This is a genomic window from Sphingobacterium yanglingense (genome assembly GCF_004363245.1).
In the GTDB taxonomy this organism is placed as follows: Bacteria; Bacteroidota; Bacteroidia; order Sphingobacteriales; family Sphingobacteriaceae; genus Sphingobacterium; species Sphingobacterium yanglingense.
Map to the genome: position 1 here is coordinate 624,304 of NZ_SNYV01000013.1, position 23,332 is coordinate 647,635.

General features: G+C 37.6%; 27 protein-coding genes and 1 pseudogene. 13 read left to right on the plus strand and 15 right to left on the minus strand.

From position 1 onward, the window contains the following. Nucleotides 1-67: 67 nt before the first annotated feature. The 5 genes from CLV99_RS10975 to CLV99_RS10995 all read right to left on the minus strand — a co-directional run bounded on the left by CLV99_RS10975 (nucleotide 68) and on the right by CLV99_RS10995 (nucleotide 4,479). Nucleotides 68-508, minus strand: a complete 441-nt coding sequence (locus tag CLV99_RS10975; RefSeq protein WP_133584538.1) for a hypothetical protein — start codon at nucleotides 506-508, stop codon at nucleotides 68-70. Between the two features lie 206 nt (nucleotides 509-714). Next, nucleotides 715-1,815: a DUF4932 domain-containing protein gene (locus CLV99_RS10980; RefSeq protein ID WP_162850095.1), complete on the minus strand. Its 1,101-nt coding sequence runs from the start codon at nucleotides 1,813-1,815 to the stop codon at nucleotides 715-717. 106 nt (nucleotides 1,816-1,921) lie between these two features. After that, a complete protein-coding gene (locus tag CLV99_RS10985; RefSeq protein ID WP_133584540.1) occupies nucleotides 1,922-2,557 on the minus strand; it encodes an NAD(P)H-dependent oxidoreductase in 636 nt (211 codons plus the stop codon). Next, nucleotides 2,554-3,519, minus strand: a complete 966-nt coding sequence (locus CLV99_RS10990; protein ID WP_133584541.1) for an alpha/beta hydrolase — start codon at nucleotides 3,517-3,519, stop codon at nucleotides 2,554-2,556. The genes CLV99_RS10985 and CLV99_RS10990 overlap by 4 nt, the downstream gene beginning before the upstream one ends. A gap of 12 nt (nucleotides 3,520-3,531) precedes the next feature. After that, nucleotides 3,532-4,479: an NADP-dependent oxidoreductase gene (locus CLV99_RS10995; protein WP_133584542.1), complete on the minus strand. Its 948-nt coding sequence runs from the start codon at nucleotides 4,477-4,479 to the stop codon at nucleotides 3,532-3,534. An 88-nt stretch (nucleotides 4,480-4,567) separates the two neighbouring features. On the opposite strand from CLV99_RS10995, the gene CLV99_RS11000 reads away from it, so the two are divergent. Next, entirely contained in the window at nucleotides 4,568-5,407 is an 840-nt protein-coding gene (locus CLV99_RS11000) for an AraC family transcriptional regulator (protein ID WP_211348508.1), read from the plus strand. A 5-nt stretch (nucleotides 5,408-5,412) separates the two neighbouring features. Here CLV99_RS11000 and CLV99_RS11005 read toward each other — a convergent pair whose 3' ends face one another. Further along, nucleotides 5,413-5,859: a VOC family protein gene (locus CLV99_RS11005; protein ID WP_133584543.1), complete on the minus strand. Its 447-nt coding sequence runs from the start codon at nucleotides 5,857-5,859 to the stop codon at nucleotides 5,413-5,415. 518 nt (nucleotides 5,860-6,377) lie between these two features. On the opposite strand from CLV99_RS11005, the gene CLV99_RS11015 reads away from it, so the two are divergent. Next, nucleotides 6,378-7,067 (plus strand): hypothetical protein, encoded by a 690-nt coding sequence (locus CLV99_RS11015; protein ID WP_133584544.1) that lies wholly within the window; start codon nucleotides 6,378-6,380, stop codon nucleotides 7,065-7,067. A gap of 25 nt (nucleotides 7,068-7,092) precedes the next feature. Here CLV99_RS11015 and CLV99_RS11020 read toward each other — a convergent pair whose 3' ends face one another. Further along, on the minus strand, nucleotides 7,093-7,776 hold the full coding sequence (locus tag CLV99_RS11020; protein WP_162850096.1) for a DUF4919 domain-containing protein: 684 nt from the start codon (nucleotides 7,774-7,776) through the stop codon (nucleotides 7,093-7,095). 83 nt (nucleotides 7,777-7,859) lie between these two features. After that, a complete protein-coding gene (locus CLV99_RS11025; RefSeq protein WP_133584546.1) occupies nucleotides 7,860-8,645 on the minus strand; it encodes a hypothetical protein in 786 nt (261 codons plus the stop codon). A 268-nt stretch (nucleotides 8,646-8,913) separates the two neighbouring features. On the opposite strand from CLV99_RS11025, the gene CLV99_RS11030 reads away from it, so the two are divergent. The 7 genes and pseudogenes from CLV99_RS11030 (at nucleotide 8,914) to CLV99_RS11055 (ending at nucleotide 12,864) form a co-directional block, all read left to right on the plus strand. Further along, nucleotides 8,914-9,387, plus strand: a complete 474-nt coding sequence (locus CLV99_RS11030; RefSeq protein ID WP_133584604.1) for a DinB family protein — start codon at nucleotides 8,914-8,916, stop codon at nucleotides 9,385-9,387. 522 nt (nucleotides 9,388-9,909) lie between these two features. Beyond that, nucleotides 9,910-10,290, plus strand: coding sequence for a nuclear transport factor 2 family protein (locus CLV99_RS11035; RefSeq protein WP_133584547.1), 381 nt, complete (start codon nucleotides 9,910-9,912; stop codon nucleotides 10,288-10,290). A gap of 36 nt (nucleotides 10,291-10,326) precedes the next feature. Next, nucleotides 10,327-10,788 (plus strand): phage tail protein, encoded by a 462-nt coding sequence (locus CLV99_RS11040; RefSeq protein ID WP_133584548.1) that lies wholly within the window; start codon nucleotides 10,327-10,329, stop codon nucleotides 10,786-10,788. Between the two features lie 10 nt (nucleotides 10,789-10,798). After that, on the plus strand, nucleotides 10,799-11,362 hold the full coding sequence (locus CLV99_RS11045) for a YdeI/OmpD-associated family protein (protein WP_133584549.1): 564 nt from the start codon (nucleotides 10,799-10,801) through the stop codon (nucleotides 11,360-11,362). 208 nt (nucleotides 11,363-11,570) lie between these two features. Beyond that, the gene (locus CLV99_RS11050; protein ID WP_133584550.1) at nucleotides 11,571-12,440 is read left to right on the plus strand and encodes a virulence RhuM family protein; all 870 of its coding nucleotides are present in this window, start codon (nucleotides 11,571-11,573) and stop codon (nucleotides 12,438-12,440) included. A 54-nt stretch (nucleotides 12,441-12,494) separates the two neighbouring features. Continuing rightward, a pseudogene (locus CLV99_RS23560) lies at nucleotides 12,495-12,594 on the plus strand (hypothetical protein); the annotation flags it as partial. A gap of 24 nt (nucleotides 12,595-12,618) precedes the next feature. Then, the gene (locus CLV99_RS11055) at nucleotides 12,619-12,864 is read left to right on the plus strand and encodes a DNA/RNA helicase domain-containing protein (RefSeq protein ID WP_394347253.1); all 246 of its coding nucleotides are present in this window, start codon (nucleotides 12,619-12,621) and stop codon (nucleotides 12,862-12,864) included. Nucleotides 12,865-12,925: 61 nt separating this feature from the next. On the opposite strand, the gene CLV99_RS11060 is transcribed toward CLV99_RS11055, so the two are convergent. The 7 genes from CLV99_RS11060 to CLV99_RS11095 all read right to left on the minus strand — a co-directional run bounded on the left by CLV99_RS11060 (nucleotide 12,926) and on the right by CLV99_RS11095 (nucleotide 16,920). Next, the gene (locus CLV99_RS11060; protein WP_133584551.1) at nucleotides 12,926-13,108 is read right to left on the minus strand and encodes a hypothetical protein; all 183 of its coding nucleotides are present in this window, start codon (nucleotides 13,106-13,108) and stop codon (nucleotides 12,926-12,928) included. Nucleotides 13,109-13,675: 567 nt separating this feature from the next. Then, nucleotides 13,676-14,092 carry a hypothetical protein gene (locus CLV99_RS11070; RefSeq protein ID WP_133584553.1) on the minus strand — a complete coding sequence of 139 codons (417 nt, stop codon included), beginning with the start codon at nucleotides 14,090-14,092 and terminating at the stop codon, nucleotides 13,676-13,678. A 424-nt stretch (nucleotides 14,093-14,516) separates the two neighbouring features. After that, nucleotides 14,517-14,753, minus strand: coding sequence for a hypothetical protein (locus CLV99_RS11075; RefSeq protein WP_133584554.1), 237 nt, complete (start codon nucleotides 14,751-14,753; stop codon nucleotides 14,517-14,519). A 67-nt stretch (nucleotides 14,754-14,820) separates the two neighbouring features. Next, complete coding sequence (locus CLV99_RS11080) at nucleotides 14,821-15,270, minus strand: hypothetical protein (protein WP_133584555.1); 450 nt, start codon at nucleotides 15,268-15,270, stop codon at nucleotides 14,821-14,823. Nucleotides 15,271-15,334: 64 nt separating this feature from the next. Further along, on the minus strand, nucleotides 15,335-15,736 hold the full coding sequence (locus tag CLV99_RS11085) for a hypothetical protein (RefSeq protein WP_133584556.1): 402 nt from the start codon (nucleotides 15,734-15,736) through the stop codon (nucleotides 15,335-15,337). Between the two features lie 128 nt (nucleotides 15,737-15,864). Beyond that, entirely contained in the window at nucleotides 15,865-16,359 is a 495-nt protein-coding gene (locus CLV99_RS11090; RefSeq protein WP_133584557.1) for a hypothetical protein, read from the minus strand. A 66-nt stretch (nucleotides 16,360-16,425) separates the two neighbouring features. Beyond that, entirely contained in the window at nucleotides 16,426-16,920 is a 495-nt protein-coding gene (locus CLV99_RS11095; protein ID WP_133584558.1) for a hypothetical protein, read from the minus strand. 424 nt (nucleotides 16,921-17,344) lie between these two features. Between CLV99_RS11095 and CLV99_RS11100 the strand changes: the two genes are divergently transcribed. From CLV99_RS11100 to CLV99_RS11115, 4 genes are all read left to right on the plus strand, one after another. After that, nucleotides 17,345-19,732 (plus strand): McrB family protein, encoded by a 2,388-nt coding sequence (locus CLV99_RS11100; RefSeq protein WP_133584559.1) that lies wholly within the window; start codon nucleotides 17,345-17,347, stop codon nucleotides 19,730-19,732. A 4-nt stretch (nucleotides 19,733-19,736) separates the two neighbouring features. Continuing rightward, a complete protein-coding gene (locus CLV99_RS11105) occupies nucleotides 19,737-20,972 on the plus strand; it encodes an McrC family protein (protein ID WP_133584560.1) in 1,236 nt (411 codons plus the stop codon). A 166-nt stretch (nucleotides 20,973-21,138) separates the two neighbouring features. Next, the gene (locus CLV99_RS11110) at nucleotides 21,139-21,708 is read left to right on the plus strand and encodes a restriction endonuclease subunit S (protein ID WP_133584561.1); all 570 of its coding nucleotides are present in this window, start codon (nucleotides 21,139-21,141) and stop codon (nucleotides 21,706-21,708) included. 5 nt (nucleotides 21,709-21,713) lie between these two features. Continuing rightward, the gene (locus CLV99_RS11115) at nucleotides 21,714-23,243 is read left to right on the plus strand and encodes a type I restriction-modification system subunit M (protein ID WP_133584562.1); all 1,530 of its coding nucleotides are present in this window, start codon (nucleotides 21,714-21,716) and stop codon (nucleotides 23,241-23,243) included. The last annotated feature ends 89 nt before the right edge of the window (nucleotides 23,244-23,332 follow it).

Genomic DNA, 23,332 nt, shown 5'->3' on the forward strand with positions numbered 1-23,332 from the left:
TAATCGCGTGGGTATTTCGAATCACTTCAGTCCCACTTTTGGCAACCCTTTGTTGGCGGTTCAGGTCTTATTTAAAATAGGTTAAACTATCTTTTGCATTTTCGATGATGTTTTTCGGATATTCATCGCTCAATGATATTTTCTTCATTAGGTCAAGATATGTTTGAAAATTCGGGTTATTTCTGTCATTAATCAACCTATGCAATAAATGAAGCGTAAACTCGGTAGGCTTTCTTTCAATTGATATTAATAGCAATTCCTCATATCCTTTTTTGTAATGATTTTCCAAGAAACTTCCTAGCGGTCCAGGTCCCCCAAAGTCAATGTCTGGACTACGTTCGATAAGCAAAAGAATAGGCTCAATTGCGTCGAAACTATTTTCCAGTTCATCTAACTCCTCAGTGACCTCATAAGCTGGGTCAATAAAATTGTATTTATTTCCTGTTTCTTCAGCCTTTTTTATATAAGTTGCAAGTCGGTCGACAATGTTGCTGATTTGTTCTGTCATATTTTCTATTTTAAGTGTCTGTTTGCGCTCTGCTAAGCTGACCGCTAACATCTGTATTTGCGAAACTAATATACAAAAACCTTCGCCAATCCAGACCTGTAGGTGAAATGTGTATTATTTCTATTTATCTTCGGTCAGTGCTTTTTCATCCAATGCCGTTCATCAAGACCTGCGAGACATCGATTACGACTCCGTTTCGGTTAGAATTATCGATATTTTGTACTGTATCGGCTAGCGTATGAATCGTATGCTTTTGCAATATTGGGCATATAAGCCTCTAGAGAAGGATATCTGTGGCGGTTGTTCGCATAGTTATGTAGCTCTTGCACAAGATCTTCAATCCATAGAAATCCCTTATCGATCTGGGTGTTCATCTCCGCCTGTATCTCTCCTTTAGCAAAGTGATGGTCCTGCATATATTTTATCACCGCGGCTCGTACCATCGCTTCGTTCAGCATTGCTTCCCAACTCGTATAGGCTTGCTTTTTCATCTTATCTCCGACAATACTATAGAGTGCTTCACCACTTTTTCGAAAAGGTTCAGGATTATTTTCGAGTAGGTAATTGACGAACGGATGGTTTAGCTCATGTACCAGTATTGGAAAGTAATCATTCATTTTGAAGCATACCATCCCTACATCATCCGTTTCCCAGGCTCCCATAATAGCATAAGTAGTTTTTCCTTCTGCCGTCTGGGCTGTCGCAGCGTAGTTAGCACCACCATTTCCTAGTGCGTTTACTACGACAAATTTCTCTTCTACAACTTTACCATAAAATGAATTGAACCAGTCAAAATCAAGCTTTTTAAAGATAGGAGAGAACCTGTCCCGGGCTGATGCGTAGAGCTGCTGTTGCTTGTCAAAGAGGCTTTCAAAATCAGTATCTACATAGAATGACTTTAAGAGGCGAACAAACTCATTCGCATCTTTTTGCCCCCATCTATAACTTGGGATACTGTCCGAAAAATCTGTGATAGGATTCAGTGAACTGTCCAGGTGTATTGCCATAGCCATTGTCGCATCATAACCAATCCCTTTTGTTTTTCTAATATCTTTCACAAAGTTGATGAGTTCATGATTTTTATAAGGTCCGAAGTGATTCTGAATTTCGTCGGTATATTTTTTAAACCGTTCTAGGCTATATTCTCTGCATTCTGCCAATCGGAATACAATACTTACCAATTCTATCCGTCGGTCTACAAGAGGCCCCTGAATTCCGGCATTATGTTGTGCCTGAGTTGACAGACTGAATATGGAAAGGATCAGAATACCGGTTACTTTTAATTTATTGTTTGTTCTAAATAGCATACATGTTGTTTTGGAGCAATATCGCCGAAGTATTGAATACATCAAATAGATTATCGGTGAGGAGCCACCTTTTGTCGGTAAAGCAGGTTCAGTTGCCCCATCTGTTCTATAAACTCAGTTTATTCTCACTTGGATCAAATCTGTTATCTGAAATCGACATTTGATTGATGTCTGTTCTTGCAATTGCTTTTATATGCTCCAATTCCTCTATACAATCCGCCTCACTGAAATCGTGCAAAGGCCCGATGAAATTATTCTGCACGACGGTTATTCCGCAATATTCCAAAATCCCCTTTTGCAATTGAATCAGTCCGCTCGATTTATAGACATCTTGGTACACTTGCCACGACATATCACCAGCCGTAGTGATGATACGCCCTGTTTTTCCTGTTAGCAAACCTTCGCTTGGTTTATCCTTATGACTTCTAAAAGTAATTCCGGGCAGAAAAGCCCTATCAAAAAATCCCTTCATAATCGAAGGCATACCTAGCCACCAAATCGGATGAATCCAGACCTGATGTTCGCTCCAACGAATATCTTCTAATGCTTTCAGCAGATCGGGTTCAAGTTCCATTCTCTGCCGATAACCAAATTGTAAATTGGGATTAAAATCCAATGCCCCAATAGGGATATATCGCACTTCGGCGCCTAAATCCAGCACTGTTTTTATATACGTATCTGCAATAACCGTATTTAAGCTTGCTTGATCAGGATGCCCGTTGATAACCAATATTTTCTTCATTTTAATGTATTTATAATATCCTGAAACAATGCTATCTGTCGTTGGTAAAAGTGTTCCGACAAAGAGCAATCGAAGAAATCAAAAGCATGTACAGCAGCCTTAATTTCCAATAAATGAACCGGTACACCCAAGTCACCTAGTTTTTCAGCATACAATTTTCCTTCATCTTTTAGTGGATCAAATTCGCAGACAATGATCGTTGCCGCTGGTAATCTTTCGAAGTCCTCCTCCGAAAGTGGTACAGCATATTTTGGCGTAAATTCTATCTTATCTTGTAGATAATGCTTCCACATCCACCTTGCTGCGGTTCGTGTCTGCATAGGAGCATCCGCCAACTCACGCATAGAATCTGTCTGTAGTTGATTACTCATCGCTGGATAAAGCAGATATTGATGTTGGATATCGACCTGATTTTTATCTCTTGCCCAATGGGTTACGGAGGCGGCAATTGTCGCTCCCGCACTGCTTCCTCCTATGATTAGCTTATTCACATCTCCGCCTATCTCTTTTGCATGTCGAGATAACCACAACAGCACCTCACAACCATCTTCCATTGCGGCAGGAAAAGGATTTTCCGGAGCCAATCTGTAATCTACCGAAACAATCAGCATATTGCTCGCCAAAGCCAACCGACAAAGTATAAAATCATACTGCTCTGGCGTGCCGTATATAAATGCTCCACCATGAAAAAACAGGTATACAGGCAGATCTTCCTTTCCTTTTGGACGATACAATCTACACCTGATTGTCCTTGATGTATCACTTGATTGGACGGCTATATTCTCGACTTCTAACTGTTGCGGAATCTCCAGAGGAATCTCACTTAAGGACAGATCCTTTTCTTCTTTTCTGATACGAATCGGGTTATTGATCAATAGATTTTCATAATCTATGGCACTATACGGACTATTCAAGATAGCTTGTGCTAGTTCTTCATCTATATTTTTTATCATTTGTGACATACAGTTGCATTATTACAGAGTGACAACTACTTTCCCAACGGTTCGTCCCGTTTCTATCTGTAGATGCGCCTGAGCCATTTCGTCAAATGTGAACACTTGCGAGACGTGAGGTTTTACTATACCTCTTTCCAAAAAAGAAGCTATAATCTCCATATCTTTTTTACTCGAATATACCGCTATAAAATAACAGGCATGCAGTTGCTTTTCCTGTGCTTTTTGTTCATCCTCTTTTGTGTGTCCAGAGGGGAGGGCCACAATCGTCCCAAATGGTTTCAATACCTGTAGCGATTTTTGAAAGTTAGCACCTCCAATCGCTTCTACGACAAAATCAATATCCTGCAACACCTCTTCAAATGCTGTAGTTCGGTAATCAATACATTCATCAGCCCCCAATCCCAATACAAAATCCTTGTTTGCCGAAGATGTGGTCGCAATCACATAAGCGCCCAAATGTTTGGCAATCTGTATGGCAAAGTGACCAACACCACCCGAAGCAGCATGAATCAAAACTTTGTCTGTTGATCTCAATTTTCCATAACTATCAAAAGCCTGCCATGCTGTCAAGGCGGCCATTGTACTGGCTGCAGCTTCTATATGCGTCGTGTTCTTCGGTTTCATAGCCAAATGCTCAGCCGGAGCTGCAATGTATTCAGCGTAAGCTTTTCCATGTCCTACAAAATTCACCATACCAAATACTTCATCACCGATTATGAATTCAGTAACATCTTCTCCTGCTTCCACAATTTCTCCCGAAATATCCCATCCCAAGATTAAAGGATCAAAATGTGCCAAATCCTCTGCCAATGGTGCCTGTCGATTTCGCACTTTACAATCCACTGGATTAATACTTATGGCCTTCACTTTAACCAGTACCTCATTAGCCTTTATTACAGGCATTTCAATGTCTTTGTAAAGGAGATTTTCTATACCTCCAAACTCTTTTAAAACTATAGCTTTCATTTATACTCACTTTGGATTATGCAAAAATAGACCTATATAACGCCGGTTAACAGGTATATATCGGGTGCATTTCGGTATATTTGCATTTATGGCAAGAGAGAATATTTCAAAATCACTCGAGGTTTATTACGAAATAATAGATTGTTGCCCGCTTCGGGACCGGCAATTCAATTTTTTTGAATTCGTATACGTATTATCCGGCAATGGCGTACACGGCATCAATGGCAATCAACTTCCTTTCGAGGCAGGCGATCTTTTTCTAATCACACCCCATGATTGCCACTCCTTTGATCTGGATGGTATTTGCGAATTTATGGTTATCCGTTTCGGAGAATATTACGTGCGGGAGTACCAATGGAAAAGTATCGATCATATCGAATGCCTGCTGTACAATGCCTCGGATCTATCCGGAACTGTATTGATCAACCACGAGGATAAGAAAATGGTTAAGTCATTGATACAACACTTACAACAGACAATTAATCAAGAAACGGTATATACCGAAGATCTGGTGCGGCATTTGGTCAATGCATTGATCGTCATTGCTGCGCGAAATATAGCCATAATCAAACCCAAAAACATAAGCCAGCATGCCGAAAACCGTATCCTGCAGATATTGGATTATATCCAGGAGCATATTCGTGTTCCAGAACGTCTGTCAATTGCTGTAATAGCCGAAAGATTTGATCTATCTCCAACCTATTTGGGAAGCTATTTTCGTAAACAATGCAACGAATCCCTTCAGCAATATATCTCCTCTTACCGAATCAGACTTATTGAGCATCGCTTACGTTTTAGCGATAGGAGGGTACACGAAATAGCGGATGAGTTTGGTTTTACAGACGAAAGCCATATCAACAAGTTTTTCAAAAGACATCGGGGCATGAGCTTAAAACAATTCCGTGATTCGGTTATGAAAGTTGTCTGATCACATCACTTCCTATTCATCCAATCCTGATAAGACACAACACCCAATTCTGGTTTTGCATCACCCTCCAGCAGGGAAATGAATTCAAGATTGTTTCCATCAGGATCTTTGAAATAAATTGCTAAGGCCGGCATCCATGCGAATACCATTGGATCACTTGTGCCATTTTTCAAGAAATTGTAAGGTTCCAGTTGGTTTTTATTCAGGAAGTTGACAGCATCGTTTAGGATAAACTCCTTTGTACTGCTGAATGCAAAATGGCGCGGTTCAATTTCTTCGTCTGTCTGCCAAAGGCCCAACATATAGTCTTTGTTTTCACCAATCCAAAGAAAGATAATAGGACGGGTTTCGTCACGATGTGCAAATTTTAAACCTAAAATTTCAGTGTAGAATTTTAATGATTTTTCTAAATCCCGTACTTGTATATGTGTTTCGTAAATTCCCGTTATCATTGCTTTTTCTTTTTAAATTCAAAGCAAATTTAAGCGCAATTATTGGCTTTTCGATTCTAAATCTATTTCTTATTCATCATACTTTATTCATCATATTTTAAATATTGAAAGTGATTTGGTTGGTCACAATGGTTCTGACCCCGGAGTTTTCACGGCAATGTATTTTAACTCTACAACTAAAATCGGCAAAATAATTTTGGTTAATACAGATACTGATTTTACTGATAATGTATGGCCAGAAATTGAAGAAATATGGAAATCTTTATCTGATTACGAGAAAACAATTAGTAAATAAAATTCAGTATTAATAGGGCGTCATGGTTCATGCTAATCCTCATCGGAGGGTAGACCCTACAGAAATTAAAACAAAGCGATGCTAAGTGAAATTATAGCTAAATACGAAGGGCGGGCAAATGCTTTAATCTCTGAGAATACAAACTATAAAATTTTAGAATATGGAATCGTTCCATATAAATCATCCTATTCGTGATGACACCTTAAATTTAGATATTTGTCCTATGTATCCAACCTTTTTTAAAATATCCCTACGGCCATTATTGTTAACTATCTTTATTCTTTTTTCATATGATAGCCAGTCCCAAATAGTAAAAGATGATCTCATCGTATTCATTGGCGAAAAAATAAGTTTGGAAAGGGATACGAATGATAAAATGTTTGGAATCGATACCATTATTAACGGACAAGATACCATATTCAGCGGGTGGCAGAAGCTTGGTTATAAATATGAAGCCAAATATAAGGTACTAGATAAGATCCATGGTCACTATGATAAAGATACGATCGATTTTGTACTGTATGATCATGAGGGCAATCCCGAGGTTGCAGAGCACAATACCGTCATGCTCTTTGTATCAAAAGTTGATGGCGTTTTATATCACCAAAAGTACCAGTACTTTCCTATGTATATAACTACCGAGGGAAGGTGGGCCTCTCCATATTCAGTCCAAGATTATAATCACGCCTACAAATATAGTATTACCGTGAAGCCAGAGATCATTCCTTTCAAAGACGAAGTCTATTTTTCGGTTATACATTTACATCCCGACAAGATTGCAAAAATATATTCACCACAATACTTTGAAATTAGAGACAGAAAAGCGTATACCAGATATGGCAATTATCCCGACGATCTCCTTAAGCTAAAGTTACAGACTGTATTAAAGGCCAGAGGTATTTATCTCGAATGAGGAGTAAATGTAATTAATCCCGTTATTATTTCTTGCCCTCAAGCCTTTTTTGCGTAGCGATCAGTTTTCTCGATATATCAAAGTAGATATCTTTAGCTTGTAGGTACTGCGTAGGGTCTACCTCAAAGTAATCACAAAGTCCCACGAGCTTCTGTCCGTGTATTTTTTCTACATCAAAGTAGGAGTACAGCATGTTATACTCATCTGCTATAAAGATTACCTTTAGCGCAGTCTCGCACGACCGTCCGTCACCACTGGTAGCGATTGTTTTGCGTATCGCCCTATACCTATTCTGGTATTTCAGACCTTCTTCAGTCTTTTTGGATTCAAACAGTGCCATAGCCATGAGGTTATTTGCACTTAAGCTCACCGGGTTTATCTGTAGCACCCTCTCGCATTCAGCGATCAGCTTTTTGTAATCCTTTGATTTCGCTATTTCAGCTAATTTTCCATCCGCATTTTGGGCGGAGAGATAAGTGTTTTGAAAAGAAAAACCATAGTAGATTAACATATACTCCTCTGGAGTCAACGTCTTATCAAAAGCATTATATCGCTTCAGTAACTTCGGGTAATGAGAGTCTTTATTCTTATCCTGTATACGACGTTCTATTTCTTTATAATCTACCTTCAACATCACTTGTGCTACCAGTAGTCTCGTTGAAAATAGCGCAAGGATAGTTATAAGAAGCGTAATTCCTTTTCTATTCATTGTCATGGTTTATTTGTGTGTATTCAATAAAGCTACAAAATAACAGCTTCACCGATTGAGCCTTCATGCAGATTCCTGCATCACTATTCTTTTTTCGCGTGGATCCAAGTCCACGTGCCATTGGATTGAAATGGCGTACTGATGCTTTTTGAGTTCTCGATCAGGATTTTGGTGAAGTACGATTTATAATACCACGCAAAGAATATCGAACCCAAAGTCGGCTTTTCAATTTCGGTAAAATCCATCCCTATTTCTCTAGGAGTACCTACTTTAAAACCTTTAAACTGCCCTTGATAATAACTCTTATCATCAATAATCCGTGTGCCCGCATAGTCTATGGTATAAATAAACTCAGCACCATATACCGCTACATTATTTGGTTGGAATGCCGGCAAGATCCATACCGTAAACGTTTGGTCTTCATTTTCTTTGATATACTGATTAAATCTTAGATTGACCGTGTCTTTAATCGATTTTAACTCATTGTTTGCCGTCTGCAATGCTCTAGCGTATCTGTGAAGCAAAGTCGTGTCCACTGCTTCATTTGTCTTATTCACCTTCAGATCGTCACTAATTTTAAAATGAAATACAAGATCGAACTTGTTCACTTCATATTTTCCATATATAGCGTGCCAGCTGCCATTTCTTTCAAAGCAGAACCACTCATTCCCCAAACGCTTTATCTCGTTCGGATCCTGCGCCATCACACTATCTGATGTGTGCCATGCTACTATATCATAGCGGTAGAGCCATTCTGCAGTCTTCATCTTACTGTTGAAATCCATGATATCAAAACCAATATCACTTGTATTCTGACCATAGGCAAAAGCTGTCAAGCTCACAAAAAATACTAATAAAAGCTTATTCATATACAATCAAACTAGAGAGTTAGTCAATGTTGCCGTTTCCAAAGCTAGATGTAAGATACCTTCGTTTCCTTTTTTATTCGTTGATATTTTCATGTTTTGATCACACTAACTGGTTCCCGTACCTAAACATACTAAAAATTGATATATTTATTGATAGATGAAAGACGTTACCTTTATAATGTTATCTGGCGCAGGGCTAGTACTGGTATCCATTTTTCTTTCAAATACACGTAAACTTCTTTCGACAGTAACAGATAAACCCAATAAAATGATAAACGCATCTTTCGAGTGTGAAATTTTAAGAGCAAGCAGGACTAGACTGTTGCAAATAATTGAAGACTGCGATCCGGTCACTTTGTTCAAAATCCCAGAATCCTTTAACAATAATATAATTTGGCACGTTGGCCATTGTATTACATCCCAGCAAAGACACATGTACATGCGCAGCGGTTTACCAATGCATATTTCCAAGAAATTTGAGGAATGTTTTAAAATAGGATCTTCTCCGGCATCTTGGAAAGTGTCTCCAAATGTTGAAGAAGTGAAGCATCTATTGATTGATACGGTAGACAAGCTTGAATTAGATCTAGAATCTAATATATTTGTTCACTATACTCCCTTTGAGTTACCAATCGGATTTCACGTAAAAAATCATATTGAAGCACTTAAAGCATCAAATTATCATGAGGCGGAGCACAGCGGTATAATTCTCACCTATTTGAAGTTGCTGAATAGAAACTAAGTTATCTGTCTGTTTTACAGTAGAAATACGATTAAGTCAACTTGGCTGCATAGTTTTTTATTTCGCGAAAAACCAATTACTCATGTCTTGTTTGTTTTCAGAGGAATTCGTGAGCACTTCGTGGTTATATTAACTTTTTTCTTAAATTTAACGCATAGGAATTTGTTTTGGTTCACCTCAGAGCTGAATTTAAGCTTTCAGCCCTAAAGTCCCCGCCTTCAGCAATATTCAAACTGTTAGCGGTCATTGGGAGAGGTAAGATTTTTTAACAAACACAAAGGAGGTCTAATGACAGAACGTAACTTTAATCCGTCTTTGCGAGGATCCAGCCAGTAGGCGGTGACGAAGCAATCTTAAAAATGGCTTTACGATATATAGCTTCTAGATCGGTTTGCTACGCATCTGCCTTCGGCGGTCGTAGCCTCGCGATGACGGCATCGTTTGTAAACCGAGCTTGCGAGCTCACCTTAGGTAATCTGTCATTGGTACGAAATAACTGTCAAAAACTAAACTTATGACAACATGAACGAAGGAAGACAAAAAATAATTCAGAACTATATTGACGGTTACAATGAGTTCGATATAGAAAAAATGATTTGTGATTTTGACGACAATATCATTTTTAAAAATGTTCAGAATGGCACAGTGAATATGATATTGAATGGAATAAATGAGTTTAAGCAACAAGCCGAACAAGCGAAATCATTTTTCGATAATAGACAACAACAAATCACTTTCTTAAAACACAACAATGGCACCACGGAAATAGAAGTAGATTATTCTGCGACTTTAGCAATGGACTTTCCAAATGGATTGAAAAAAGGAGATAAATTAGAGCTAAAAGGAAAATCTGTTTTTGTTTTCTTCGGCGACAAAATTATTCAACTAACTGATGAATATTGAGTGGAACTATTCAATACCAATGCATAAAATATAACTATGAGCTATTTAGTAGATTTTAAAAATGTTAACGAGAAAGGATTAGAAACATCACCGTTTGCATCTGCACTTGCTGGCTTACGGGCCAATGAAGCCCGATATTTTCAAAACAAATACAAAGCAGAATTTGTAACAACTCCAGTTTCAGATAGCACAGAAACTTTGGATTGGATCACAAAAATTCTAAAGGAAGAACGCAATATTGTCATTGCATCAAAACCATTAGAAACCGCGTCACTACTTGTAGAAGGAATTAAATGGGTGTTTGTTTTTTATGAAAGCGGTCTTTCCATAAATGTACTATATACCTTAGACAACCCCAAGAAAAGAGCCGTAGGTTTCAAACTTTCCGAAGGTATGGAAGTGCCGGAAGAACTGAACAAATTTAAATTTGCCCGGCAGAAATCAAAATTGGCAGGGACAATAAGAGGTTCATTTTTTGTGATTAAAAAAGAATATTAAAGGCATTTCGATGGCAGAAGCGATAATCAAATCTTTTAAATCCCAAGAAGCCTGGCGGCATTGGTTAGCTAAAAATCAAGATATGCAGGAAGGCATTTGGTTACAAGTGTTCAAAGTTAACTCCGGAATAGAATCCATAAAAATTACAGAAGCTTTGGACGAAGCGCTTTGCTTTGGTTGGATTGACGGACAGCGCAAAGGCTATGATGAACAATCGTATTTGCAGAAATACACACCAAGACGAGCACAGAGCATTTGGTCAAAACGCAATATTGGTATAGTGGGAAAACTCATTGCAGACGGAAAGATGATGCCCAGAGGGTATGTAGAAATTGAAAAGGCTAAAACTGATGGTCGATGGGCAAGAGCTTACGACTCACATACTACGATGCAGGATGCCGAAGACTTGTTGCAAGAATTAGCAAAGGATAAAGAAGCAGAAACATTTTATCAATCCCTTAGCAAGACCAATAAATTTGCTATCAATTTTAGATTACAAACCGCTAAGAAGCCTGAAACAAGAGCCAAAAGACTGAGGGAAATTTTGACAAACCTTCAATTGAAAAGAATGTGACAGAATACTAAGCTAGAAGTATACCGGTCCCCATCCATTTACCAATTGATTTTTTTTAGTAGAGCTAATAACGCTACAGTTTCCCGTACAAAAGCTATTTCTAGTCCTTGTATTTTATATAATATTGTTTGTTTAGTTGTTCATTTACAGTTATATTCGCGTATGACCGATTAATAGACACTAAGCTTAATACCAATTATGAGAATCCATGGCTAACAATGAAATCATACTTTACCAAGCTGATAATTTACCTGAACGGATCGAAGTAAGGATAGAGGACGACACGGTTTGGTTATCTCAACAGCAAATGGCTGAGTTATTTCAGCAAACAAAGCAAAATATTAGTTTGCATATCTCCAACTGCTTTAAAGAAGGAGAATTAGACAAGCAAGCAACTATCAAGGAATCCTTGACAGTTCAGAAAGAAGGAAGCAGAAACGTAAAAAGAAAGATTGAATACTATAATCTCGATATGATTATATCTGTAGGTTACCGTGTTAAATCAAGACAAGGTACACAATTTCGTATCTGGGCAACCAATGTGCTACGGGACTATATGTTAAAGGGTTATGTGCTAAATCAACGGATGAGTCGTCTGGAAAATACCGTAGAAGGTTTGGTCAATAAGGTGCAGAATATCGATTTTCAAATTAAATCCTCCGATTTACCCCATCAAGGGTTGTTTTTTGATGGCCAAGTGTATGACGCTTATAAATTTGCCAGTGATGTTATAAAAAAAGCGAGATCTTCCATCGTCCTCATTGATAACTATGTAGATGATACCGTATTAACGCTATTGAGCAAAAGGAAAAAGAACGTAAAAGTACATATCTACACCGCTAGCATCAGCAAGCAATTGCGCCTGGATGTAGAAAAGCACAATCAACAATACCCAGACGTTGCGATCCATGAATTTAAACAGAGCCATGACCGATTTTTTATTATTGACGGTAGCGAGCTTTACCATATAGGCGCATCGTTGAAAGATCTGGGAAAGAAGTGGTTTGCTTTTTCAAGAATGGATAGCTTGGTGGAAGAGGTTTTGGCCAAAGTTAAAATGGTAAATGATAGGAAATAGCGATCCTGGCTATAGACGGGTACCTTACCCAGTGAGTAAAACTCATCGATAAAGATGCTACAGTCCCAGTTCCGCTACAATGGTTCCGATGGCTACCTTGTCTGGGAAGACAATCCCTTGCAGATTGAAGAAACCGTCAACGAAGATTTCCAAGGCATCGATTACGATTTCCGGGTATTTGACTATCCTACAGCATTGCGTAACCGGCTTCTCCGCCAGCCTCCATACCGCTCAGGGGCTGGACTGCGACTATATAGGAGTTATTATCGGAGACGATCTCATCATACGCAATGGTGTCGTGCGGGTCGATCCTACCAAGCGCGACAAGGACGATAGAACCATACTTGGCTGGAAGAAGCCAATGAAAGCGAACTCTGCAGAGACAGCCGAGTTATTGACCGTTATTAGGCACTTCAAGCATTGAAGCTCCAACATGGGGCCCATCGTCAGTGTAAAACCTATAGGATTTAATTCTCTTCCTTAATCTATGAGTATATGATCGCCGAAGCTATCAACCCGGTAATAGCAGCCAGCAGGGTAGTGATTTTAATAGCGCGTGAATGAGTGTTTGAAAACAGAAGTGCAAAAACGCCTACTATTGGTGATAAGAAAAAGGTAACATCTAATACTCTTTTATTTCCGTCTTTGTACTTTTCTAGTTTACTCATATCTAATAGCTTTATTGGTTTTGAGCCTCTGTGCATACTAAATATAGATATAATTTTTGAGAAGTTATGTGATCAATATATTTAAAAGTATAATCTTAGTCCCGATTTTCCTACCTTGTATAGGACAAACAATTACTATTGTTGATTTATGTATGGTTTTAAGTCAAAGTACACACTGGATTTTTTGAATAAGGCGCATATCAAAAGCTCATCACATAAGGATGAAATTTTATCTGGCTCGTTATGTGGTTGTTTTTATTGTCTACAAATCTACATGCCTCATGAGATAGTTGAATGGATTGATGAGCCGGATGAGGGAGAAACTGCTATTTGTCCGAATTGCGGGATTGACTCCGTATTAAGTTCAGAGCTCCCGATATCAGATAAAGTGTTTTTAGAAGAAATGAATAGCTATTGGTTTAGCTAAAGAGTACTCTATTGTAGAATGAGTAAAAGACACAAGAGAGTTTTCTGTATTTTTATAGTCTTTCTTATAAAGCAGGACTAGCAGAGGGCAATCATGGAAAGAGGGGGGAGGTCCTTTAAATATTGAAGGGCAGCCTACGTTTAATCTCTAATTAATTTCCTCTTTTTCGATTTAACCCAAACTTGTTCAAGCTCATATTTGCTTGGTTCAGTAGTTGGATAATCGTTAATCATATTCCATATTTCTACGCAATCTATAATTCCGGCTTTAATATGAACATTTATGTCCGCTAAAATTTTCAATTCACTATTTTTCAAATGGACACCGTCAATTCTCTCGATAGCGTTTCCATTAATATCTTTGGTTTCTATATTTTCGGTTGGGATTTTATATTTTTCAATTCCCCTCTCTGCATCAAAATATACAAATAGTCCTATTGTACTATGTTCCGTTTTTCCTTCTTTTAGAAATGGGATTTGGTGGCGAAGTCTTTCTTCGAATTCAAAGTCTTCAAATATTAGGTCAAAAATGTCTAAAATAAGTTGGGATTTTATCATTGAATAATTTATTTAAAATCATCTCATTGAACATTGCCTGTTAGAATTGTCTTGGCTAAACTAATATACAGAATTCTTTGCCAATCCAGCTATATAGGCGAAATGCGTATAAAGCCTCTTGTCATTGATGTAAGGTTTTAAAGATGAGTAATTTTGTTTTTAGAGTTGTGTGGAATAGGGAAACAATATTTAACGCGTTTGATAGATTTAACTACGCACCGCTGTTGTATAGGACTTATATTTATACAGTAATAATTTTATGAATCCGCACCCTTTAGAATTATAATAGATCAGATATATCCCTTGCATTCGCAGGGGATATATTGTATAAAGCTTATTTTTTCCTTAATAGTGCAGGCTTTCTATAGCGATATAAGTGTACATCTCTTTGTAAAGAGGTGCTGTTTTGCCGTTATTAGGCACTTCAAACAGTGAAGCGCCAGCCTGGGTACATGGGAGCGACCCAAAAGGAGAAATTGCCTTTCGGGGGTACAGGATGTACCCATTTGAAGATATAATCAATATCAAAAAGCAGGTCCGTAGTAGTACTATCTATATTGTCATTCTGAAATATAAAACCATAGATACTCGCATCATGCCAGCCCATCTGTTCATAGTCGTATTCAGTCCAAATAGTCTTTTCGAGTTTATAGTCTTCCATAATGCTGGTATATTTTCACCTTACAGCTATTTGTACGTTCGTTTAGATCTTTTAAAAATATTTTAAATTATTTCGCTCCCCACATCTCAAGAGCATACTTCACATTATCATTGTTCAGGTCTTCTAATTGTTTTAACGCTTGGTTGGATTTCTCCGTATTAATCGTTTTTAAAGCGTGTACGCATTTTCTTAATGTCGCTTCTAGCTCATCGTCATACCATCTGAACTGCTCTTGATTTAGTGCGATATTTAATATCGGATCTACAAATCGATCATCCGTTAATCTTTCTAAATAAATTGTATCAACCAGATCCTCATGCCGACTATGCCAAGTTCCTACGAGGGCTTTCTCGATATATTCATAGCAATCATTATCAAAGCTATCAGAACGTCTATAGTCAATACATTGCATAAGCCGCTGCTCATTTTTACTTTCCACAGCCTCTTTTAGATTTTTTTTCATAACATGTCTTCGATTAAACATACTCCGATATCCCTTTATGATAATATCTATCATGCTAAAGTGTTTTTGTCAGCGAGATAATCTTTCACATATAATATTCCTACTAAATCTACGGATTTCACTGTACTAGTTTCAAATCAGTTTTTAATTCTGAATTATAATTGGATTTGATTTTTAAATATAACCTTTTTAATGCATCACTTTTCGGATTTCCTTTCATTCCGACTAATATCCTTCCAGAATCAATTAGAACTTCAATGTGGAGTTGAAAGCTTTCTTCATGGGGGAAGGACAGTCTGAAAATAATTCCAGTTGCAGATTGTCTATAATCTGGGTTTTCATATTCTATTTCAGTTAATGTAATTTCTTTTGGATCATCTAGAATAGCATCAAAGTCTTTTAATAAGAAGCTTTGTAGAGCATCACCAATTATTTTTAGTTCTGCGATTGTTTCATCATCATTTTCTATCAAATAAATTTTTTGTAAATCAATCGTTTTCAGATACTCATAGGTATTCATAGCCATTTTATTTTTGAGCGTTTATTTTTTAGGGAATAAGTGTATAGGTATAGAAATAAGATCTCCTAGGGTAGGTACAACACTAGGGGCATAATAGTGAAAAGTAACTTGGTTGCTCAATCCCATATTCAGTCTTTGCTAGTTCTGAATATTATAACGCCCATACCAAATATAAATAGCGCTCCATACAGCAGCATATTACTTTGTTCCATTTCTATTACATCTTCCTGGCGTAAATAATGCCTTCCTTGGCTTGCCATCGAAGTGATCCGGACATTCTCCTCCGTATTCAGTAGTTTTACTTGACCTTTAGGGATAGAGAGCGTTAAGATGTCTCCCTTACGTACAGTCGATAGAAAATACTGCTCCTCAAAGATGTTCAAATAATCCGCAGGTATTTGAAACACGTTTCTATACGTATCCAGCGTCAGATAATATTCATGTAGGGTACGTTTATATTTCACGATCTCCTTAAAATCGTAGTTCACCATTCGTCCTTCTACCTTTATCAGGTCATCCTTCGACTTGATTTCTTCCTTTGTAAGGAACATATACACGAAACTTAAAGAAACTAAGGTAGTGAACAGCAGACCCAGGTATTTGCGCGATAGGTACTTTCTCATTTACAGCTCAATTATCAGTCTCTTTTTTGTAGTTCATCAACATTCATTAGCTCCTTACCAATGGAGCTATTCTATCCGCTTTAATAGCCGAAAATAGATCATCCTTTCATTACCATCATCCAGTGTCATCATCAGATTTCCCTTTTTAATATTAAGCTTCTTGATGTCCCTATAAAACAGATTCACGCCCCACAGTTCCAGATAGTCCTCATTTTCTTTATTATCAATAGTTACGTATTCTCCATCATACTCATAGTTGGGCGTCTTGTCTGCGGGTAGCATATCGAATATTTCCTTCAGGTCCTCCGATGTGTAGTCGTAGTCCTTGTCAGCCATCATCGAGTATACTTTTCCGTTTTCGTAAAATGAGAACCATTGGTATTTCTGCGGCCAGGGGTTCACCTTATTAGCCTTGCTCTCGTTCGGGATTTCCACTTTTTTCCAAAAGCCTATGATATCGGCCAGTTTGGGGAGTCCGGCATCCTCAGACTGATCTTGCTGTCCCAAAGCTGAGAATGACAAGAATGTCAATAGGATTAAGAATATATTTTTTGTTGTCATATTTCCATTTTTTAGTTTACCAGATGGCTACTGCTTTCAGTCTCCCTTTATTTGTATTATCCTAGGGGAGTGTGAGCGTGTTGTTCCGTAATAATCGTTTGTTTGGCAATTAATAATCGAGGATAAAAGTAATGAATACTCCGTATATTCGATATACTAGAATCCGATTTTAAAATTAATCTTAGTCGAGCGAATATCACTACGGTTTCCCGTACAAAAGCTATTTGTATTGCTTGTATTTTTATACAATATTATTTGATTCACTATTAGATTTCAAGTATCTTGGAGAAGACTTTATAGAGCAGTAGTTTAAGGATCATCTTGCTGTAGTCTTATTAACCAATGAAATGCTCCTGTCTACTACTTACTGTAAATAAATGTGCTTCATTAAAATAGAAAATCTATAACTTGTTAGAAAAGATAAATGACTTTTGAACCTCAGAAAATCACTAGGGCACATGTTCTTGCTGCTGCCGAAAAAATTAATAAAGGTGAGCATCAATTTCGAGATTCTACCCGATACGATGCTTTAGTTAACGATGTATATTACCCTCCGAAAGAACTTATGCGTGTTGCTCATGAATTTGCTACGGGCGAATATTATTGGCAATACGGTGGGGGTGAACCCACTAATAAATGGATTAGAAACTTAGGCTTTGATATTGTCGAAAAAAATGAACGCGAGAATAATCAAGCTAGGGTTATTAAGGAACTCATCGAGCGATACAAAAGTTTGGTTAGAAGTAACGGAAATTCAACTGAAATATATAAGTTCTTTCTAATTGCAGACTTTCAAAAGAAATGGGATATTAATGCCGCTGATTTTACAGCAATGTATGCGCAAATAGATTTCAAAAACCTTATATACCATAGTAGCGCTTTGTCTACACTTAAATTTTTTGCAAATAATGAACCCGAATTTCTCAGAAGTCAGCTTTTAAAATTGTACAACGAAGAGGTTGACTTTGAAAAGAGATTCCCAGAATTTGCCAGTGTTATAAACTCAGCTTACAAAGATAAATTTCCAAATCTCAACGGAGGCATTGATGAAAGGACGGTAGCCACTCTTATGACCTTTGCATATCCAGAAGGCTACACGTTTTACAAGAGTTCATTTTATAGAAAGTATTGCCAGCTTATAGGACTCTCGCCTGTAAAATCAGGGGAAAGGTATTTCGACTACCTACAGCTTGTGGATGATTTGATCAGCGATTATATACTAGTAGATCATGAACTTAAAGCTATTCATGCAGATTATTTAAAAGATTGCACCTTTAAAGATAACAAGTATTTTGTTTTAGCTCAGGATATCCTGTATCAAGTTTTGGATAGAGGAGATGTTATCGAGAATGAATCAGATTTTATCACCCCCCCAACATATACCGATATGCCACTAAATCAAATTCTTTTTGGCCCTCCAGGTACAGGTAAAACTTACAATACGATTAATCGTGCTTTGGAGATCATTAATGACAAAGAAGTACAGGTCCTGGACTGGACCGATAGATCTGCTGTCAAAGAATTATTTGATAAAAAAGTTGATACAGGGCAAATCATTTTTACAACCTTTCATCAATCCATGTCTTATGAAGACTTTATAGAAGGGATCAAACCTGAAAAGCCAGAAGCGGGAGACGGATTTGTGAAATACAAAGTTGTGGATGGTATTTTCAAAGATATCAGTAATAAAGCCGCTCTGGACATTGTCGAATTAAGTCGATTAACATTAGCCGAAAAAGTACTTAGCTTTTCAGAAGCCTATGATTTACTTATAGATGAAATCGAAGACGTTAGAAGTCAGGGTAACGAATATACTTTTACCCTCCGCAATGGTGGAAATATCATGGTAGATGGTATTTCACAAAGTGACAATATTCATATCAAACATAATAAAGATGCAAGATCCTATATAGTTTCTAAATCACGTATATCCAAACTTTACAACGGGCTAGAAGATTTCGAAAATGTCGCTAATATTAATCAGACATATCGAGATCTTATTGGGGGACACAATGCTTCTGCCTATTGGGCTGTCATGAATGTAATTCACCAGAAAATAAAAAATAACCAAGTACCTACGATCAGCTTTAAAAATATTAAAGAAGAAGAGAAACAAGAGATTCTACAGAAAGTAAAGCTTGAAGACTTTAAAGATCAAGTTGGAAAGCCCTATGTTCTCATCATAGATGAAATCAACCGAGGTAACATTTCTGCTATTTTTGGAGAGCTTATCACATTACTAGAAGACTCAAAGCGTGCAGGAAGAGACGAAGCCTTAGAAGTAATACTCCCTTATAGCAAACAAAAGTTTTTCGTACCTTCCAATCTATACATCATCGGTACGATGAATACTGCAGATAGGAGTGTCGAAGCTCTAGATACGGCACTAAGAAGACGGTTTTCTTTTACAGAGATGATGCCAGATCTCGAATTGCTAAAAGATGCTTATGTTGGCGAGTTGAGTTTGAGAGGTATTTTAGAGAAAATCAATAAACGAATAGTAGCGTTATTGGATAAAGATCATCAAATTGGACATTCCTACTTCATCAATGTTAAAACGCTTAAGGATTTATCTGCTACCTTTAAAAACTGTATAATACCCTTATTACAGGAGTACTTCTATCACGATGATGAAAAGATCGCATTGATATTGGGTGAGGGGTTTGTAACCAAGAAGTCTGAAGAGTTAGACGCTGGCAGAGACCTCTTCGCCAACTTAAGCTTTGATATCCGTTTGCCTTCGGTTCGTTCTACCTACAAGATCATCCCTGTTTCAGAAGACAATATCCTAGAAGCAATACAGAAACTCTAGTAACATGGCACAAGTGATTCAAGTGTACGAGTTTGACAGTTTATTTCTAGGCAAGATTTACACTTGTCCAGATGGTACATCCGTCCGATTCGAGAAAAGGCACTTTGATGCACTCCTGAAGTACAACGAGCTGCACGGGAGCAAGTATTTTAATCCTATATATGAAGGCGTAAAGTTTAAAAGCTACGTAGGTATCGTGCAGATCGATGATCTTACCATCGAAATTTTACCAAAGATTCAGCGGGTAGGTAAGGCAGTGGACTGGCGGGGGGTATTGATCGATATGCTCCGTCAGACCGAGCAATTGCGAGTCGATAAGATTAGTAATGCCTTTGTAGACCATCAGAATATACACCTTTTAGATATTTACTTTGATTGGTTTCTGTCCGAAATTGAATCCTTATTACAGCGAGGGCTTATCAAGAGCTACTATACAGAGAGTAAAAATACCCTAGCCCTTAAAGGAAAGTTAGATTTCGGAAAGCACATACAACACAATTTCATTCATCAAGAGCGTTTTTTTACGACACATCAAGTATACGGTACAGATCACCTCTTCCACCAGGTTATGAAAGTAGCGCTCGATATTGTAGCGAAGATGTCTCGAGGTACCTATCGTTTTGGTCGTTGCAAAACAGTACAGTTACATTTTCCTGAGGTAACAGACACATTGATTAGCCCAAAAACCTTTGAACAGCTATCCTTCTCTCGCAAGTCTGAGCCCTACCGTACAGCTCTAGAGTTAGCGAGGTTAATTATTCTAGATTATGCACCAAATGTAAAGTCAGGAACGGAGAATATGCTGGCTCTATTGTTTAATATGAATGACCTTTGGGAGAAGTTTATCCTGGTCCAATTACAGCTTGCATCAAAGGACTGGAAAGTCAAAGGACAGGAGTCAAAGCGTTTCTGGAAGACAAAAAGTATCCGGCCCGATATTGTATTGGAGCATATAGATAGTAAGAAGGTTTTTGTAATCGATACCAAGTGGAAGCATTACAGTTACGATAGTATTTCCTCACATGATTTACGACAAATATTCGTTTATGCAGATTATTGGTCTGCAGCAGGAGGAATGTTGTTATATCCTCATCACGTCGGGGATGACTTGCCAGCCCTATCCGACACCTATCACGGAAAGGGATACACAGCGAAGATAGGTCTGTTATCTATTTTGAGTGATACGCTTACCCTACGAAAAGATATTGGAGAGCAGATTTTGTTAAAGCTGGAGAATTAGATTGAGCTCAACGATTGATAATGTTCTCCTCTTTGTGGTCTGTTTGCGGCACTATAAAGTCAAAAAATCATGATTATTTTTGTTTTTGAAAATTTCTACAAAAATAAATTTGGATAATTCAATATAACTATTGATATTTGCATTGTTGAATTTGAAAATTTCTACAATGAATTATTATATAATTAAAAAGCTTAAAGATATCTCTTCTTTCGCCTTTGGTAATCACATTAGTGATCTCGGCAATGAGGGTGTTAAATATCTTCAAGTAAAAAATTTTGACGAATACGGTAGCTTTTTGGATAATGTAGAGCAGTTTGTAGCATATGATGAGATTGGTAGAAATGGATTGCTAAATGAAGGTGATATTTTGTTTGTGGGCAAGGGGATGAAATTCTTTGCTTATAAGTATGACCGACGTATAGGCGAAGCTTTAGCTTCCTCTATTTTTTATATCATTCGTGTAGATCAGTCAGAGATACTTCCAGATTATTTGGTGTGCTTACTTAATCACCCTAAAAGTATGACTTACTTTAATGGTGTAAGTGCCGGAAGCTCTATTCCTTCCATTCGTAAAAGCGAATTGGGAGATTTTGAAGTTCACTTACCTCCGTTAGATGTGCAAGCGCAAATTGTAGAAATGTATTTATTACATAAGCAAGAATTGGATATGTTATCCCAGTTAAAAGAAAAAAAACAAATCAGATTTAATCAAATTATAAACGAAATATTAAAATAGAAGATATGGCTACAAAACTTACACAACAAGAAATTAATAAGATCGTATGGAAAGCTTGTGATTCTTTACGCCCAGTGATGGGTAGTGGATCTTATAAAGATTATATTTTGACCTTGTTATTTGTCAAATATTTATCTGATGTATGGAAAGAGAAGGCGAGAGAGTTGTCTATTAAATACGATGGAAATCAAGAGATGGTCAAACGTCAATTGAAGCGTGAGCGTTTCTTTTTGCCTGAAGAAAGTACATTTGATTATCTATATGACAATCGTAATGAAAGCAATATTGGCGAGTTGATTGATATTTCGCTGACCAAATTAGAGGATGAGAATAGAGCGAAACTAGAGAAAGTATTCCGTAGTATTTCGTTCAATTCTGAGACGGCTTTTGGTCCGACTAAGCAGCGTAACCAAATTCTTAAGAATTTGTTGAATGATCTTTCTGAGTTAAACTTGGAACCATCACACCTAGCGAATAATGATGTGATTGGCGATAGCTACGAATTTCTTATCTCTATGTTTGCAGGTGAAGCTGGCAAAAAGGCCGGAGAATTCTATACGCCATCTGAAGTTAGTACATTATTGGCGAAGCTAGTAGATGCGCAGCCTGGCGATCGTATCTGTGATCCTGCTTGTGGTTCGGGCTCTTTGTTAATCAAGGTAGCCAAAGAAATCAAAAGTAAAAACTACGCCTTGTACGGGCAAGAGAATAATGGTTCTACGTGGGCATTGGCACGTATGAATATGTTCTTGCATGAGGAGGATAATGCAGTGATCGAATGGGGAGACACCTTAAATAATCCACAGCTAAAGGAAGCGGATGCTTTGATGCGCTTTGATGTGGTAGTGGCTAATCCTCCGTTTTCATTGGATAAATGGGGGGCTGAGGAGGCTACTGCTGATGAATTCAATCGTTTCCACCGTGGTGTGCCACCTAAATCTAAAGGGGATTATGCTTTCATCACCCACATGATTGAGACAACTTTTGAAGATAAAGGCAAAGTAGGTGTTATAGTACCACACGGCGTATTATTTAGGGGAAGTAGCGAAGGTAAAATTCGCCAACAGTTGATTGATGAAAATTTATTAGAAGCCGTAATAGGTTTACCTGCCAACTTATTCTTTGGTACGGGTATCCCTGCGGCTATATTGATTTTCAATAAAGCGAAAGGTGCTAAAGAGGATATCTTATTTATCGATGCGAGTGCAGAATTCGAATCGGGCAAGAACCAAAATAAGATGAATGAAACGCATATAGCAAAAGTGGTATCAGAATTTCAGAAATTTAAGAACCTACCTGCTTTAGACTGCGAGAAAGGTGAAGTGCTCACAGATAAATTCTCTTATCGTGCTACACTGAAAGACATCCAAGATAATGAGTACAACTTGAATATTCCACGCTATATTGATACGTTTGAAGAAGAAGCAGAGGTAGATATCAAGGCTGTGCATGCAGAAATTGTTGATTTGAAACAACAGTTGACAGAAACAGAATCTAAGATGGAACAATACCTTAAAGAGTTAAACTTAATCTAAACCGATGGCTATGCAAGTATCTGCAATTATCTTATATCCCGCGGGTAAAACATCTGCTACATATAACGAAGCAATTGGCAGAAAAAGAA